Below are 15441 nucleotides of genomic sequence, written 5' to 3' on the forward strand. Positions count from 1 at the left end.
ATATCTTGGCGTCCTTGGCGCCTTGGCGGTTCCAAGCTCTGCTCGTTTCAGGCGGGTCCAACCCGTTTGTCGCTCTCGCCTTCGGGCCACCCGTCGTGTGGGCCGACGAAGCGATCGTATCCTCTGGCCTCTTCCGGCGATGGCGGCTCGAAGGCTCCGCCATCCTGCATCAAGACCTTGTTGGCGAGCACCTCGGCGTCGGGCCCCCCGCGCGCGAGGACGCGCTGCCTCAGCACCTCGAGCGGCGCATCCATGAAATGCAGCTCGGTCGACGCCCCGGCCCGCACGGCGACCTGCCGGATGTCCTCGCGCTCCGCGCGGGACCACGAGCCGAACTCAATGATCACGGCAACGCCGGCTCGGAGCAGCTCCTCCGCGTGACGGAGCATGCGCCCCTGGAGGAGGAAGCGGAACGGGTAGTCGACCAGGCTGACGCCGATATCCACGAGCCATTCGTCGGGACAGAGCCTGATGGCGCCCGTCGCCGACGCGATCGCCCGCGAACGCGTCGTCTTGCCGGATCCGGGCAAGCCGCAGACCAGATAGAGCCGTGGCTTCGACACGCAGCGAATGTAGTCGGGAGAACGGTATAGATCAAGAAGCAAGCCAGATCGCCCGCAATCGCTCCTCGGTATCGTCAAAGCAGGATCGGTCGCCCGCGCCGCCGAGCCGCTCGGCCCGACCGAGGCGCTGGTCGGCGCGCACCCGAAACAGCTCCGGGCGCCCTCGTCGAGCTCGCGCGCGGCCCCCTCGACCAGCGCTGACGTGGCGAGCGCCGGGAAGCACGAAACCTGGGATGAGGGAACATCGCAACTCAGCTTGCAGCCAGGAGTACGCTGAACGCATCGCGCGTCGTCGCGCGCGCGGCAAGCGGCGCCCTCGCCGGCAACGCGCGCTGCGCCGCTTGGATCGCCCTGCGCCGTGCTTCTTTGATATATACGGCCCAGGATAGAACCGAGGGCACGGATGAACGGTGACGTGGATTACAGTGATGTCGCTGCGGAGAACGAGCGCCTGCGGCAGCGCATCCGGGAGCTGGAGCAAGCCGAGGAGGAGCGGGATCGCCTCCGCGGCGCGCTGAGCCGGAGCGAGGAGCACGTGCGTCTTTTTATGACCTACACGCCCGCCGCGTTCGCCATGTTCGATCGTGACATGCGCTACGTGATGGCGAGCCAGCGCTACGGGGCGGACTTCGGCCTGGACTCTCGAGCGCTCATCGGTCGGTGCCATTACGATGTCTTCCCCGATGTCCCCGAGCACTGGAAGGCGGTCCACCAGCGCTGCCTCGCGGGGGCCTCGGAAGGGAATGATGAGGAGCCCTTCCCGCGGGCCGACGGGCACGTCGAGTGGGGGAGCTGGAAGATCTTCCCGTGGTACACGCTCGACGGCGAGATCGGCGGGATCATGCTGTTCCAGGAGGTGATCACGAAGCGAAAGCAGCTCGAGGACACGCTCCGGAAGCAGGCGAAGACGCTCCTGGAGCTGTCGGCCCCCATCGTGCCGATCAGCCAGGGCGTCCTCGTGCTGCCGCTCGTGGGCGGGCTGGACGCGGCGCGGGCGGAGCAGGTGTTGGAGAGCCTGCTGGGCAAGGTGGTCGAGCGGCAGGCGCGGGTGGCGATCATCGACGTCACGGGCGTGCCGCACATCGACACGACCTCGGCGAACGCCCTCCTGCGGGTGGCGCAGGCGGTCCGGCTGCTCGGGGCGCGGGTCGTCCTGACAGGCATCCGGCCCGAGGTGGCCCAGGCGATCGTCGGCCTCGGCATCGACCTCGCGGGCGTCGTGACCCGTCGCGATCTGCAGAGCGGGATCGCGTTCGCGACCTCGTCGAGCCCGGCAGACGCGTCGCCGTAGCCGCCGGAGGCGCCCCCGGCGGCGATGGACGCGCTGCTCGGCGTCGGGCAGGCGATCGCGGATCCATCGTTCTGGACGGTCATCGCGCCCATGTGGATCATCGCGGTCGATATCGTGTTCGCAAATTCAGTGACGGCGAATGGCGCGCTCCAGCGCTTCGGCCATGTCGCAGGCAGCAGCGGTAAGCAGGCGGGCGGCATCATCGCCAGGAGCCCTTCGCGAGCTCATCCGCCGGCGTGACCTCCAGGAATCGACCGGCCCCTTCAGGACGGCACGAAGAGCAAGCTCTCCACGTGGCGAACCGGAAGGGCACAGGTTTCCGACGTGCTAGCCTCGATTCTCCTGAACAAGGACATTGCTGGCAGATCCCGCGTGTGTGTTGTGTGGATGATCACTGCGGGTGCGCTGATGGCCACGCAACCAGATGGCAGCGACAAGAGCGCAGGCGCGCACGCGGCAGATATCATCCTGTAAAATTCTGGTGTAGGTAGACGCCCGGCGTCAGGACACGGCGCCAGAGCGTGAAGAAGAGGCTCCGCAGGAGCGGCGGCGAGCGCCGTCCCGTTCGAGTCGGAGCAGCGTAACCACTATTGTCAGGAGAGATCCCGATGAAGAGTCTCAGCGTGGCAGCGATTCTGGTCATGGTGTGCGCGGTGGCGGCCTGTTCCGATGACGGCGGTAACGGCGGGGCGGGCGGTGAGGGCGGCGCGTCCGGCGCCACCTCCTCCACGTCGAGCTCGACCGTCACGGCGGGCACGGGCGGCAACGGCGAGGGCGGAAGCGGCGAGGGCGGCGGCGGCGGCGAGGGCGGAAGCGGCGAGGGCGGCGGCGTCGACTGCGTCGAGCAGTGCTTCGAGGACAACACGCAGGGGGCCCTGGAGTTCCTCAAGCTGACGCTCGAGGCGTGCGGCTGTGCGGAGGGCGCCACGTGCGCCAGCTCCTGCGACACGGCGGAAACCGAGACCGACGTCTGCGCGGACGACGGATCCGCCAGCTTCCCGGGGCTCGAGGGGAACGAGGCCTGCCTGGACTGCGTGGACGGGGTCGAGAACGACGACGCCTGCGTCGCGACGGTCGACGAGGGGTGCACCGCGAGCGAGGGGTGCACCGCGTACATCGCATGTATCGCCGCCTGCCCATGAGGCCGTAAAAGGGCGATCCCGCCCCCGGCTGCGCCGCCCCCGCGCAGCCTCGATTCATCGAGCTCCCCGAACGACGAGGTCCCTGAACGACGGGCGCCAGCGCGCGAGGCGCCGCCACGGCAGCCCTTCACGCGCCGCCCGGCGTGAAGACCCCGCCGGAGCAGGCAAACCTACCTGCCGCAATTGCCTGAATTCGTTGACGGTCAGGAACCGCTCGGAGTTCCATGGCACATGAGCCCCCTCGACGAGCTCGCCCTCACGCTGGGCGATGGCCTGGTCACGGACCGGGATGTGATGGACGGATATCGCCACGATCAGGCCATCTGGGCGGTCGGCGGCTGGCCGCGCGCTGTGGCGCGGCCGTCATCGACGGCGGACGTGCAGGCGCTGGCGCGGTGGGCGACCCGGCACCGCGTCGCGCTGGTGTCGCGCGGCGCCGGGACCGGGGTGGCGGGCGGCGCGACAGCCACGGAGGGATGCGTCGTGGTGAGCTTCGAGCGCATGAACCGCATCCTCGCGATCGACGAGGCGGCGATGCTCGCCGTCGTCCAGCCGGGGGTGCTCAACGGCGACCTGAAGGCCGCCGCGCGCGAGCGCGGGCTGTGGTACCCGCCCGACCCGTCGAGCTACGCCGTCTCGACGATCGGCGGCAACGTCGCCACGAACGCCGGCGGCCTGTGCTGCGTGAAGTACGGCGTCACGGCCGACTACGTGCTCGGCCTCGAGGCGGTCCTCGCGGACGGGACGGTGGTCCGCACGGGCGGCCGGAGCCGCAAGGACGTCGCGGGCTACGACCTGACGCGGCTCCTCGTCGGCTCCGAGGGGACGCTGGCGATGATCACCGAGATCACGCTGCGCCTGCGGCGGCTCCCCCCGCCCTCGACGACGCTCGTCGCGACGTTCGGGTCGCTGGAGGCCTCGGGGCGCGCCGTCGCGGCGATCGTGCGCGCCGTCGACGCCTCGCTGCTCGAGATCATGGACCGCACCGCCCTGCGCGCCGTCGAGAGCCACGCGCGCCTCGACCTCGACACGGAGGCCGCGGCGATGCTGATCGCGCAGAGCGACGCGCACGGCTCCGCCGAGCTCGGGCGCATGAACGAGGCCTGCGAGGAGGCCGGGGCGACGATGATCGCCACGACCGACGACGAGGGCGAGGGGCAGATGCTGCTGACGGCGCGCCGCCTCGCCCTGCCGGCGCTCCAGCGGCTCGGCACGGTGCTCGTCGACGACGTCGCGGTGCCGCTGCCGCTGCTCCCGGAGATGTTCCGCCGCATCGAGGTGATCGTCGCCGAGTCGGAGACCGTGATCGGGACGGTGGCGCACGCCGGCGACGGCAACCTTCACCCGCTCGTCGTCTTCGACCGCGGCGACGCCGCGGCCGAGGCGCGCGCCGTCGCGGCCTTCGAGGCGGTGATGGCGCAGGCGATCGACCTCGGCGGCACGATCACCGGGGAGCACGGCGTCGGCACGCTCAAGCGCGGCTTCCTCACCCGCCAGCTCGGCGCGGCGTCGCTCGCGCTTCACCATCGAATCAAGGACGCCTTCGACCCGGGCGGCATCCTCAACCCAGGAAAGGTGATCGCGCCGCCCGGCGCGACGAGAGCGGGCGGCTGATCGAGCGCAGGAGAGCGCCCCCGGCTCCCCACCGCGCGCCAGGCCGCGCGCGCCTCAGGCGTCGAACGCCGGGCGCGCGGTGGGGAGCCGGGGGCGCGTGCGCCGCCAGAAATACGCCGCCGACGCGGCGAAGAGCGCCGCGCACACGACGGCGTTCGCGTAGCTGAAGCCGAGGAAGAACTCGATCCACGAGAGCCTCGCCTGGCCGAAGCTCTTGTAGAGCAGCAGCGCCACGCTGCCGAGGTAGCCGAACGCGTCGGCCGCCGTGATCAGGAAGCCGGCCGTCGCCACGGAGCCCACCGCCGCGATGAGCCGGTCGAAGAGCACGCAGTTGAACGGGACATACCCCACGTAGAGCCCGAGCCCGACGCTGATCATCCACGCGACGGGGCCGATGACGCCCGCCTGGTAGAGCGCTGTGCTGAGCCCGGCGAGCACGGCGCCGGCCACCATGATGCCGTGGACAGCGAGGAGCGCCGCGCGGTTGCTCCGGATCCCCATCATCACCGCCACCGAGAGGAGCGCGCCGATCGCCACGGGGATCTCGGCGGTCGTCAGGATCGCCGGCTGGTCGGCGTAGCCGAGGGCGTCCCAGATCTCGCGGGCGAAGTTGTCCCGGAAATCGCGGTACGCGGTGAGGACGATGTAGCCGACGACGAGGGTCGCGAGCCCGCCCGCGTTCGCCAGGACGAAGGCGCGCCGCGCGGCGCGGTCCATCGGGGCGCGGCGGGTCCGGAGCGCCTCGTCGGCCGCGGAAGGGGGCGGGATCTGCGCGAGCATCCAGACGGAGAGCAAGAGCGGCGGGAAGAAGAGCGCCCCGGTGACGGCGGGCATCCACGCCTCCGGGACCCCCCAGCCGAGCGTGAGCTTGCCGATGGTCTTCACGAAGCCGCTCGCGACGATGAAGCTCGCGCAGAGGCCGGCGCCGAGCAGGTCGCTCACGCGGCGCCCCTCGAGGAAGCCGAAGACGAGCCCCCAGACCATCCCGAGCGGCAGCCCGTTCAGCACGAGGAAGACCGCGGCGTAGGGGGCCGGCGTGAGCGCGAACAGCACGAGCGCTGCCTCGCTCACCCCGATGCACGCGAGGATGGCGAGGGCGCGCCGCTCGGGCGGCATCTCGGAGACGACCTTGATGCCGAGGAACTTCGAGGCGCAGTACCCGAGCACCTGGGCGATGATGTAGAGGCTCTTCAGGTCGAGCGCGGGGAGCAGCGGCAGCGCGACGGCGCCCTGGAACGTGCCGACCGCGAACGGCTTGCGGAAGGCGTACATGCAGAAGTAGGTCGCGAACGCGGCGATCACGGCGAAGGCCGTGAACACGGGCGCCGGAGCGCGCGCGAGCCACCGGGTCACGCTTCCACGGTCCATCTCGTCATGCTCCCCACGCGTCATCGGGTCACGCCTGTCCGGGCCGGCGCGGCGGCTCCGGGGCAGGCGCGAGGGTAGCCGCCGGTGCGCGGCGCGCGCAGGATATTTCGGTGGCCGCGGGGCGCGCGGCCGGGTCCCCTCCCCCGCCGGTTCCCTTCCGCCCGCATCCGTGCGAGACATGGAGCGTGCGCCGCGGCCGGCGGCGCGTCCGGGAGGGCACGCCTTGGGAGACACGTCACCGCGCGCCGCGAGCAAGGTCCCTGGAGACGCAGCGGCGGCCCGTTCGCTCGGCCGCGACGAGCGGCTGCGCGGCGCGCTCGCCCTGCTCGGCCTGGGCCTGGCCGCCGGCGGGGCGGGCGAGCTGTCGTACGACGACCTGAAGCAGCGCCTCCGGAGCGCGGTGACGCGCGATCCGCTCGACGCGCTGGCGGCGATGGTCCTCGGGTGCTCGTACCTGTTCTACCAGGCCGAGCACGGCGAGAACCCGCGGTGCGCGCGCTTCGTCGACGCGGTGCTGTTCATCTCGACGTGCCTGTCCGGCGCCCACACGGACGTGTTCGCGCGCACGCCCGCGGGCAAGGCCATCGCCTCCTTCGCGATGACGTTCGGCCCGCCGCTCGCGGGCTCCACGCTGCGCCCGCCCGGCGGCGCGCCGGCGTCGCAGGCCTTGCACGAGCAGAACCAGGCGATCCTCGAGCGGCTGGACGGGATCCTCGAGGCGCTTCGCGCGCCGCGCTGACGGCAGGAGACGCGAGCGCCCGGGCAAGAGCGGCCGTCAGGCGTCCTCTCGCGCTGGACAGGCCTCGATCCAGGGCTCGCTCGACCGCGGCGGCAGAGCATCGATGGAACCCTGAAGAGGACTAAGGGACCACCCGAATCGACGTCCTCGCCCCTGTGGCACAACGTCTCGATGGGGCGCCCTGTCGCTCGCGCATGAGGCACTTTGCACCTCCGCGCGCGCGCGATGGGGCGCAGTCGTCACGAAAAGAGAACGAAACACGTCCCGGCGGATCTGGAATACCCCTTGCGACGTCCGACCGCGCTGGGGCATCGGGCCTCGGTTCTCAGGGACGCGGCACAGGACAGGCGCGAACCAGGCGGCCCGATCACTGCTGTCCCGCGTGCCGTCGAGCGTCCACTGGATCACAACCGGAGCGACAGGGTTTCGCCGATCTGTCGCTCGTGTTGCAGAGAAAGGCGGAAGAGTCATGCCGAATCGTCAGGGATGGATCGACGAGGAGTACAGCGGCGGCCGGGGACGCGACGACGAGAGATTCGGGAGACACCAGGGTCAACGAGGCGATGAAGGATATCGCAGCGAGCGCGGAGCCACCGGGGATGCTAGTTACGGCCACCGTGGCAACTACGAGCAAGTACTCCAGCGAGACGACCACCGTCACGCCCGAAGCGGCCACGACGACTTCCGTGGTGGCCCGGATCCGCGGGACTTCGGCGGCCGCGGCCACGAGCGGGGAGACTACGAGGGTGAGTTCGGCGGACACGGCCACGACCTGGGCGCGCGCGGCCACGGAGGCGAGCGCGGCTGGGAGGGCCGGCAGGAGCGCGGCTGGGGACAGCGCGAGGACTTCGGCGGCCAGCACCGCGCTGCCCACGGCTGGGGCCACGGTGAGGGCGGAAGCCGGGATGACTTCCAGCGAGGAGGTCGCGACGATCTTGGCGCCAGGGGCGGCCACGGCGGCCGCCAGGGCGGCTTCGGTGGCGGCCAGGGCGGCTTCGGCGGCGGCCAGGGCGGTCACGGCGGCCAAGGTCACTTCGGCGGCGGCCAGGGCGGCCACGGCGGCCAAGGCGGCTTCGGCGGCGGCGAAGGCGGTTACCGCGGCGGCCAGGGCGGATTCAGCGGCGGCCAGGGCGGTTACCGCGGCGGCCAGGGCAGCTTCGGGGGCCAGGGATTCGGAGGCAGCCCAGGCGGCCACGGCGGCGGCCAGAGCAGCTTCGGGGGCAGCCAGGGCGGCTTCGGTGGCGGCCAAGGCGGCTTCGGCGGCCACGAGAGCAGGCCGGGTTACTTCGGCGGCGAGCATGAGCTCGGCGGCCGGGGCGGTCACGGCGCCCAGGGTGGCTACGGCGCCCAGGGTGGCTACGGCGCCCAGGGTGGCTACGGCGGCCAGGGTGGCTACGGCGGCAGCCAGGGCGGCTTCGGCGGTCAGGGTGGATTCGGCGGCGTCCAAGGCGGCTACGGCGGCGGCCAGGGCAGCTTCGGCGGCCAGGGTGGATTCGGTGGCCAGGGTGGACCTCGTGGCGGCCAGGGCGGCTTCGGTGGCCAGGGAGGTTTCGGCGGAGGCCAGCACCAGGGAGTTCGTGGCGGTCTCCGGCAGTGGGCCGACGACGAGCGCGGCTGGGCCGAGCGGTCCGGACAGCACCGCGGCTACGAGGAGCCGCGCTTCCGTGGCGACCAGGGTGGACAGGGCTGGGGCGGACAGGGCTACGGCGATCAGGGCTACCGGTCCGGCGGACAGGGCGCCGGAGGACGGAGCTTCCTCGAGACCGTCGGACAGGGCGGAAGCCTCAGCGGTTCGCGCGGTCGCCCGCCCAAGGGGTACAAGCGCTCGGACGACCGGATCCGCGAGGACATTTGCGATCAGATCTCCGACCACCCGGACCTCGACGCGAGCGACGTCGAGGTGAAGGTGCAGAGCGGCGAGGTCGTCCTCTCCGGGACGGTCCGCGAGCGCCGCTTCAAGCACCAGCTCGAGGCGCTGGCGGAGCGGGTCTCGGGCGTGACCGAGGTGCGGAACGAGATCCGGCTCTACCGCGAGCAGCAGCAGCAGAGCGAGACGAAGACGAGCACCGGGCTGTCGTCGGGCGAGCGCTCGACCACCGCGTCGTCGGGCGCTGCCGCGGGCACGTCCGGCGCCCTCACCTCCTCCGGGGCCACGTCGTCCTCGGAGACGAAGAACAACGAGTCGCGCCGGAACGCCTCGTAGCTCGCCCGCCAGAGGTCCGGCCACGGTTGGCCGGACCTCCGCGGCGGCCGCGCGAACGGGCGGGGCGCGCGGCGGGACATCCCATCACGGACCAGCTCGGGCACGCCGCATCCTGGCAGACGCTGCCCCCCGGGCGCGAAATCGACGTTCAGTAGGGGTATCCGGGAATGTTCATCTCGATCGCGTGGAGCGAGCTGCCGGCGGTGATGTAGAGCGTCTTCCGATCGGCCCCGCCGAACGCGACGTTCGACGCGGCGCCCACGCCCTGGATCGTCCTGAGCCTCGCGCCGCCCGGCGCGACGATCTCGATGCCGTCGCGCCAGGCGACGTAGAGGTTGCCCGCGCAGTCGACGCCCATCCCGTCGGCTCGCGCCAGGTTCGAGGCGAGCTCGGACGACGGGCCGGCCGATCCGTCGGGCTGCAGCGTGTACTTCCGGATCCGGCCGCTGTTGTAGTCGCCGACGTAGAGCACGCCCTCGTCCGGCGAGAGCGCGACCCCGTTCGGGGTTTCCATCGTGTCGATGACGCTCACCTCGCCCGACGGGGACACGCGGTAGACCGCGGTCGGGAGCTCCGGCTGGCCGGTGAGCTCGAACGAGGGATCGGTGAAGTAGACGTTGCCGTCGCTCCGGACGGCGACGTCGTTGGGCGAGTTGAACCGCTTGCCCATGTAGCGCTCGGCGACCGGGCGCCGCTCCTTCGAGGCGAGGTCGAACACCGAGACGCTCCGCGTGTCGTGCGTGCAGGCGACGAGGCTCCCGTCGCGGTCGATGCTCAGCCCGTTCGTCCCGCTGCTGTCGAGGAACACCTCGATGGTGCCCGGCGGCGTGAGCTTGTGGATCGTCGCCCGCGGGCCGTTGAGGGGCGGCGGGTTCGCCGACTGCCTGAGGATCTCCGAGAAGAACAGCGCCCCGAGCTCGGCGACCCAGACCGGCCCCTCGACGTAGTTGAACCCTCCTCGCACGAGCTGCGGCCGGCCGTTCACGGGCATCGCCTCGGCCGCATACGGCCCGCCCGGGCAGATGGACGCCGGGCCGACGCCGCCGCCGCCTCCGCCGCCGCCCGTGCCGGCGGGGCTCGGATCGCCGCCAGCGCCGCTGCCCGCGCTGGCGTCGCCCCCTCCGCTGCTCGACGCGGGCGTCCCGCCCGCGCCGGCGTTGCCCCCTCCGCTGCTCGACGCGGGCGCCCCGCCCGAGCCCGTCGTGCCTGACCCGGCGCTCGCTTCTGCCCCGGAGCCGCTCGACGGCGCCTCTCCCGTGTCATCGGCGCAGCCGCCGAACAGCGCTGTCAGCGCGGCCGCCAGCGCGAGCGGGACCCGCCGCGCTCGACGCGCTCCCCGCTGCGCCGCGTCGCGCGATCGAGGCTCGCCGCACAGCGAGAGCTGCATTCCATCGGATTCCATTGCATTCCTCCAAAAATCCGCGCCGAGCGCACGGCGGTGGTTTCTACATGGCCGCCCCGCTGGCTCTTAGCACGGGGGCGCGAGCTCGACCTAGGCTCGGAGATCGGTGTCATGGACCGCGCCCCGCAGAAAGGATGGATCACAACCAGGCTGTCAAATTCCCCGCTCGGACCTCTCGACTGTCCCTCGGTGGCGCGGCGCGACGGTCACACGGAGAGCCAGCCAGTTCCATGCATCAGGAGTCAGGCCAGAGATCCGGAGAGCGAGAGACCTCGGTCTAGTACCTCGTCGCCCACGTTCCTCCCGGGTTCCGTAATGGAGAAGAATTTGAACCACAGAGGCACAGAGGACACAGAGGAGAGATCAAATAAACTCTGTGTCCTCTGTGCCTCTGTGGTTTTTTACAATGGAACCAGGGACGAACGTAGGCGACACGGTACTAGCAGGCGATCGACGACTGAAGCGAACGGCCTGTCACAGCCCGCGGCACTTCGGGTGCACGGAGCGCACGAGCTGGTCGGCGTCGCCAAGGATCCTGTCGATGGCGCCCCCCTGCGAACACTTGACCACGAACGCTGTGCTGTGGGCGTTGCCGAAGCCAGGGACGACATTCGTGCTGGTGTCGCCCGTCTTCCACGCTTCGACCGTCTGGCACAGCAGCTCGACCCGGTACACCAGGGTGTCGACCCAGATGTTGATCCCGACGAGGACCTGGCTCTCCGGGCAGATCACGCTGCCCGGCGAGCCGCCGTCGCCGCCGGCGGTCACGGTCTGGAACGCGGTGCCCAGGGTGCCGTCGCCGGCCAGCGGCGCGCAGATCAGACCGATGCGGTCGATCGAGCCGCCGCTCCGGCCGTGGACGCCGACGGCCACGTTGCCGCTCCCACAGGCGATCTCGTAAGAGATGTCGACGCCAGCGCCGCCGGCGCCGCCCGTACCGCCGGCGCCGCCCGTGCCGCCGGCGCCGCCCGTGCCACCGGCGCCGCCCGTGCCGCCGGCGCCGCCCGTGCCGCCGGCGCCGCCCGTGCCGCCGGCGCCGCCGCTGCCCGCGTCGCCGCCGGCCGTGCCACCGCCGCTGCCGGCTGCGCCGCCGCCCGCCGTGCCGGCGGTGCCCGAGAAGTCGAGCTCGTCGACCCCCGAGATCGCGTTGCACGCCCCGCTCCCCCACACGAGGGCGAGCGCCGCGGCCGTCACCCTCGCGAGAAGCGCTGTCGTCCGGACTGCTGCATGCTCTCTCATCGGAAGCTCCCGTGGCGGGTGATCTGGCCGGGCCCGAAGCTCGCCTGAAGGCCTGGCGCGGGCGACCTCCCGGGGCCGCCCTGGGCGACAGCCAGGACGCCGGGCCCGACCATACCTGCGAGGGAGGCCGGAAGGAACCTGTTCCGGGATCCCGTGCTGCCCTCGCGACGCTGGCCGCGGCCAGCGCCATCGGCCTCGGTGATCCTGGAGTCGAGGGGTCGACGAGCCCGTCACCGCCTCGACGCGCGAGCGAGATATCTCCGATCGCGCGCAGCTCCGCCGAGAGGCACGGCGCGCCGTCCTGGAAGCCATGGTCATGGACCTGCCCGGCGCTCGGGATGTGCAGGCAGGCGGAGAGCTGTGCCGCGCACGGGCTGGGGGTGACGATTCCGTGATCCCGGCGCTCGCCTCCGAACATAGCGCCGGGAGACCAGGAGAGGCGCGACCCAGCCGGCCCCCTCTGCACGCGCGGAGGCGGCGCGCGACGGGGAGCCCCGCCATTCGCGCGCCTTCAAGCGCTCATCGAGGAGGATTCGCCATGCGCAACATTCTTGTATCCATGTTCGTGCTCGTCGCCGGGTGCGGCGGTGGTGATCAGACCGCCAGCAAGGTCGCCTGCGACTTCAGCGCCACCGAGAGCGGCGTGACGGTCCATAGCTGCAGCGAGATCGAGACCGACGACATCGAGGGCGAGGAAGGCCAGTGCAAGGATTCCGCTGACCTCGAGGCCACGCTCGTCGATGGCTGCTCCACGGACGACGTGCTCGGCACCTGCGTCCTCACCCGCGACAAGGAGCCATTGACGATCTACTATTACAATGCGGAGGGGTTCACGGAGGAGGCCGCGGAGCTGATCTGCGAATCAGTGAACGGCACCTGGACGGCGAGCTGACCGGAGGCGCGTCGCCGCGGTCACGGAGGAGCGTGTCCCGGCGTGGGCCCGGCGAGCGCCTCCCGGAGCCCCAGCGCCCTGGCGAGCCACTCCGCCTGCCACGCCCTCTCCGCGAGGTAGCCTCGTTGATCGAGCCCGACCCGCGCGGCGCAGTACACGCTGACGATGGGGGACGCGAGGGATCGCGCCCCGTCGCTGAGGTACTCCAGCGCGAGCTTCCCCCGCTCGCTGCATGGTGACGGGCCCGCGAGCGCCTCCTCGAGCGCGGCGACGTCGGCGCAGGCGGCGATTCGATCGGCGATCGGCGCCTCCGCCTCCGCGCACAGGATCGCCACGGCCGTGTCGCGCGCGTGGAGGACGGCGGCGACGGCGAGCTCGCGCGCCCGCTCCGCGGTCCAACCCCCGATGCGGCCGAGCAGCCGGCCCCGCGGCGCGACCAGCTTGAGCTCGGTGCGCGCGACCTCCCCGCCGAGCTCCATCACGTACAGCTCCGGCGCGAGCCAGTAGGGCAGATCGGCCGGCAGGCACGCGTGGACGCCGCGCGAGCACTTCCAGGAGTCGGTCAACGTGAAGATCCGGCCGGACGCGTCGGCGCCGTTGATCTCCTACATGCACACGCCGAGCTCGCCGAACGGGATGAGCTCGTACGCTGTCACGAACGGCTGCTCTCTCGGCGGCGGGGTGGGGACCGACGCCGTGACGACGAGCTTCTCGTGCAGCACGTCGGCGACGAACAGCGTCACGCTGAACGACTTCACCGCGATAGACCAGAGCACCGGGACGTGGAGGGACTGGACCTGGCGGATGAGCGCCGTGGAGGGGAATCCGTACAACGCACCGCAAGACCTCGTGAACCCGTACACTGGCTACCTGCGCAACTTGCCGGCCCTGGCCAAGTCGACGCTGATGCCCCACTTCCAGATCGTCTATCGGGCAGATTCGCAGTACACGGGCGCGGTGCCGGTCACCCTGCAGTACAGCCAGACGCTACGGGACACCTACGTCGAATGGCACTTTTTCTGGTCGGACGTGTTCTGGTCCTCCAGGACCAACACGAGGTGGGCGACCACCACCGTGGACTTCGGCGCGGTGGGCATCCACGAATTCACTGCGCCGCTGATCGCCAGGCACAGCGGCCTCGCGATGGACGTGTATTACTCGAGCACCGCGCTCGAGACCCCGGTGATCCAGTGGACGCCGACGGGCGGCCTCAACCAGAGCTTCCAGTTCGTGAGGACCGCCGATGACGACGGCCACTACTTCATCAAGCCGAGGCACAGCGGCCTCTGCCTGGACGTGCACTACTCCAGCCTGGACCCTGGCGCCGACATCGTCCAGTGGACGTGCACGAGCGCCCCCAACCAGCGATTCCAGCTCGTGGACGCGGGAGGCGGCTATCACTACGTCAAGGTCAAGCACAGCGGCCAGTGCCTGAGCATCGCGAACGGGAGCGCCGATCCCCTGGCGGCCGTCGTCCAGATGCCGTGCACCGGCGCCGACAACCAGCGGTTCCGCATGAACAACTGAATGCCGCTTCGCGGGAGTCCTGACGGACTCAGGCCCTCGACGTGAGCTGCGCGGCGCGCGGCGGCAGGGCAGTTACGGTCCATGCGGGATTGCTGGCGCGCGGAGCGAGCGACTCGGCCCACGAGGAGCCAGGGCGCCGGGAGACGGGCCTGTCTCCTCGCGCCCTGGCGATCTGTCCGCAGGTCGATTGGCCCTGGATCGGAGCGGATCGCAGCGGGCGCCTGTCAGGCCCATGTCAAGCATTTTCGGCCGCGCACCGCGGCGGCGGAATTTGACCCCGCTCCTCGCCTCGCTGTGATCCAATCCGGAGCGCCGGTCGGGGGCGCCGCGTCGCCCATCGCCCCTGCCCGCGTCTGCCCATGACCGAGGTGCTCGCCGCATCGTTGATGTTCCCCGCCGTGATCTTCACGGTCGTGCTCGCGCTCGCGCTCATCTACTGGCTGTTCGTCCTGCTGGGCGCGCTCGACCTCGACCTGCTCGGCGGCGCGCACGGCGACGCCGCGCCCGACCTCGGCGCGCTCGAGGGCGCGACCAAGGGCGCGCTCGAGGGCGCGACCAAGGGCGCGCTCGAGGGCGCGACCAAGGGCGCGCTCGAGGGCGCGACCAAGGGCGCGCTCGAGGGCTCCGCCAAGGGCGCGCTCGAGGGCTCCGCCAAGGGCGCGCTCGAGGGCTCCGCCAAGGGCATGGCGGACGTGGGCGACGGCGCGCACGGCGCCGGATCGCTGCTCGTCGCGCTGAAGCTCCACCGCGTGCCGGCGACCGTGTCGCTCACGCTCGTCGCGGCGTTCGGCTGGTTCTCCAGCGTCCTGTCAACGATGCTCGTCGAGCCGGCCTGGCTCGGCGCGGGGCTGCCGCGCTGGGCGCTCGGCCTCGCGGTGCTCGCGGGGTCGCTCACGGTCGCGCTGCTGCTGACCTCGCTGGCGGTGCGGCCGATCGCCCCGCTGTTCGTGACCCGGCACGCCCAGGCGAAGAAGGACCTCGTGGGCCGCGTGTGCGTCATCTCCACCGGCCGCGTCGACGAGCGCTTCGGGCAGGCGGTGATCGAGGAGGGCGGCGCGAGCCACATCCTCGACGTCCGGTGCGACACGCCCGGCGCCCTCCGCCGGGGCGACCGCGCGCTGCTGGTGAGCTGGGACCCGAACGGCGAGGTCTTCGGCGTCGAGCCGCTCGACGCCCTGCTCGGGCCGCCGCCTCCCCTCGCCCAGCGGGTTGCGTCCCACACGGACACAACCCCGGACGGCGCCGAGGACGACGCGATCGCGGCGGCGCGCGCCGAGAACACGCGCCAGCGCGGTCGCTGAAGGCGCGCCAGCGGGCTCGCTGAAGGCCGGCCGGCGTGGTCGATGACGGCCCGCCGGCGCCGTCGCCGAAGGCCCGCCGGCGCCGTCGCCGAGGGCCCGCCGGCGCCGTCGCCGAACGCCGCCGCGACATTGCTGAACGACGCTGGCGCGCTGGCGGTTT

The 15441-nt window shown here is 71.6% G+C and carries 15 protein-coding genes; 9 read left to right on the forward strand and 6 right to left on the reverse strand.

The features are described from left to right. Positions 1 to 47: 47 nt before the first annotated feature. On the reverse strand, positions 48 to 641 hold the full coding sequence (locus WMF24_RS28360) for an AAA family ATPase (RefSeq protein WP_437730532.1): 594 nt from the start codon (positions 639 to 641) through the stop codon (positions 48 to 50). Between the two features lie 325 nt (positions 642 to 966). Between WMF24_RS28360 and WMF24_RS28365 the strand changes: the two genes are divergently transcribed. The 4 genes from WMF24_RS28365 (at position 967) to WMF24_RS28380 (ending at position 4610) form a co-directional block, all read left to right on the forward strand. Continuing rightward, positions 967 to 1854 carry an STAS domain-containing protein gene (locus tag WMF24_RS28365; protein ID WP_437730533.1) on the forward strand — a complete coding sequence of 296 codons (888 nt, stop codon included), beginning with the start codon at positions 967 to 969 and terminating at the stop codon, positions 1852 to 1854. Between the two features lie 24 nt (positions 1855 to 1878). Beyond that, complete coding sequence (locus WMF24_RS28370) at positions 1879 to 2094, forward strand: hypothetical protein (protein WP_437730534.1); 216 nt, start codon at positions 1879 to 1881, stop codon at positions 2092 to 2094. Positions 2095 to 2477: 383 nt separating this feature from the next. Continuing rightward, complete coding sequence (locus tag WMF24_RS28375) at positions 2478 to 2996, forward strand: hypothetical protein (protein ID WP_437730535.1); 519 nt, start codon at positions 2478 to 2480, stop codon at positions 2994 to 2996. A gap of 231 nt (positions 2997 to 3227) precedes the next feature. Next, positions 3228 to 4610 carry an FAD-binding oxidoreductase gene (locus WMF24_RS28380; RefSeq protein WP_437730536.1) on the forward strand — a complete coding sequence of 461 codons (1383 nt, stop codon included), beginning with the start codon at positions 3228 to 3230 and terminating at the stop codon, positions 4608 to 4610. A gap of 54 nt (positions 4611 to 4664) precedes the next feature. Here the strand turns inward: WMF24_RS28380 and WMF24_RS28385 are convergent, their stop codons facing one another. Then, positions 4665 to 5978, reverse strand: a complete 1314-nt coding sequence (locus WMF24_RS28385; protein WP_437730537.1) for a DUF5690 family protein — start codon at positions 5976 to 5978, stop codon at positions 4665 to 4667. 223 nt (positions 5979 to 6201) lie between these two features. Here WMF24_RS28385 and WMF24_RS28390 point away from each other — a divergent pair, with 223 nt between their 5' ends. Then, complete coding sequence (locus WMF24_RS28390; RefSeq protein ID WP_437730538.1) at positions 6202 to 6717, forward strand: hypothetical protein; 516 nt, start codon at positions 6202 to 6204, stop codon at positions 6715 to 6717. A 367-nt stretch (positions 6718 to 7084) separates the two neighbouring features. Here the strand turns inward: WMF24_RS28390 and WMF24_RS28395 are convergent, their stop codons facing one another. After that, a complete protein-coding gene (locus WMF24_RS28395; RefSeq protein WP_437738954.1) occupies positions 7085 to 8590 on the reverse strand; it encodes a hypothetical protein in 1506 nt (501 codons plus the stop codon). On the opposite strand from WMF24_RS28395, the gene WMF24_RS28400 reads away from it, so the two are divergent. After that, complete coding sequence (locus tag WMF24_RS28400; RefSeq protein ID WP_437738866.1) at positions 8579 to 8920, forward strand: BON domain-containing protein; 342 nt, start codon at positions 8579 to 8581, stop codon at positions 8918 to 8920. The genes WMF24_RS28395 and WMF24_RS28400 overlap by 12 nt on opposite strands. Before the next feature lie 148 nt (positions 8921 to 9068). On the opposite strand, the gene WMF24_RS28405 is transcribed toward WMF24_RS28400, so the two are convergent. Together WMF24_RS28405 and WMF24_RS28410 are read right to left on the reverse strand one after the other, a co-directional pair. Further along, a complete protein-coding gene (locus WMF24_RS28405) occupies positions 9069 to 10322 on the reverse strand; it encodes an SMP-30/gluconolactonase/LRE family protein (protein ID WP_437730539.1) in 1254 nt (417 codons plus the stop codon). A 474-nt stretch (positions 10323 to 10796) separates the two neighbouring features. Next, positions 10797 to 11561, reverse strand: coding sequence for a hypothetical protein (locus WMF24_RS28410; protein WP_437730540.1), 765 nt, complete (start codon positions 11559 to 11561; stop codon positions 10797 to 10799). A gap of 538 nt (positions 11562 to 12099) precedes the next feature. Here WMF24_RS28410 and WMF24_RS28415 point away from each other — a divergent pair. Next, the gene (locus WMF24_RS28415; RefSeq protein ID WP_437730541.1) at positions 12100 to 12453 is read left to right on the forward strand and encodes a hypothetical protein; all 354 of its coding nucleotides are present in this window, start codon (positions 12100 to 12102) and stop codon (positions 12451 to 12453) included. A 20-nt stretch (positions 12454 to 12473) separates the two neighbouring features. Here the strand turns inward: WMF24_RS28415 and WMF24_RS28420 are convergent, their stop codons facing one another. Beyond that, a complete protein-coding gene (locus tag WMF24_RS28420) occupies positions 12474 to 13019 on the reverse strand; it encodes a hypothetical protein (RefSeq protein ID WP_437730542.1) in 546 nt (181 codons plus the stop codon). A gap of 1 nt (position 13020) precedes the next feature. Between WMF24_RS28420 and WMF24_RS28425 the strand changes: the two genes are divergently transcribed. Next, positions 13021 to 13980: an RICIN domain-containing protein gene (locus WMF24_RS28425; RefSeq protein WP_437730543.1), complete on the forward strand. Its 960-nt coding sequence runs from the start codon at positions 13021 to 13023 to the stop codon at positions 13978 to 13980. A gap of 359 nt (positions 13981 to 14339) precedes the next feature. Then, complete coding sequence (locus WMF24_RS28430; protein ID WP_437730544.1) at positions 14340 to 15281, forward strand: glycine zipper family protein; 942 nt, start codon at positions 14340 to 14342, stop codon at positions 15279 to 15281. Positions 15282 to 15441: the final 160 nt, after the last annotated feature.

It is taken from the genome of Sorangium sp. So ce1335, assembly GCF_051521615.1.
GTDB lineage: Bacteria > Myxococcota_A > Polyangia > Polyangiales > Polyangiaceae > Sorangium.

Bases quoted from the DNA above. Each gene is read 5' to 3' on its own strand.
- WMF24_RS28385 (WP_437730537.1), bottom strand. From the start codon at position 5,978: ATGGACCGTGGAAGCGTGACCCGGTGGCTCGCGCGCGCTCCGGCGCCC.
- WMF24_RS28430 (WP_437730544.1), top strand. From the start codon at position 14,340: ATGACCGAGGTGCTCGCCGCATCGTTGATGTTCCCCGCCGTGATCTTC.
- WMF24_RS28380 (WP_437730536.1), top strand. From the start codon at position 3,228: ATGAGCCCCCTCGACGAGCTCGCCCTCACGCTGGGCGATGGCCTGGTC.
- WMF24_RS28415 (WP_437730541.1), top strand. From the start codon at position 12,100: ATGCGCAACATTCTTGTATCCATGTTCGTGCTCGTCGCCGGGTGCGGC.
- WMF24_RS28370 (WP_437730534.1), top strand. From the start codon at position 1,879: ATGGACGCGCTGCTCGGCGTCGGGCAGGCGATCGCGGATCCATCGTTC.
- WMF24_RS28405 (WP_437730539.1), bottom strand. From the start codon at position 10,322: ATGGAATCCGATGGAATGCAGCTCTCGCTGTGCGGCGAGCCTCGATCG.
- WMF24_RS28365 (WP_437730533.1), top strand. From the start codon at position 967: ATGAACGGTGACGTGGATTACAGTGATGTCGCTGCGGAGAACGAGCGC.
- WMF24_RS28410 (WP_437730540.1), bottom strand. From the start codon at position 11,561: ATGAGAGAGCATGCAGCAGTCCGGACGACAGCGCTTCTCGCGAGGGTG.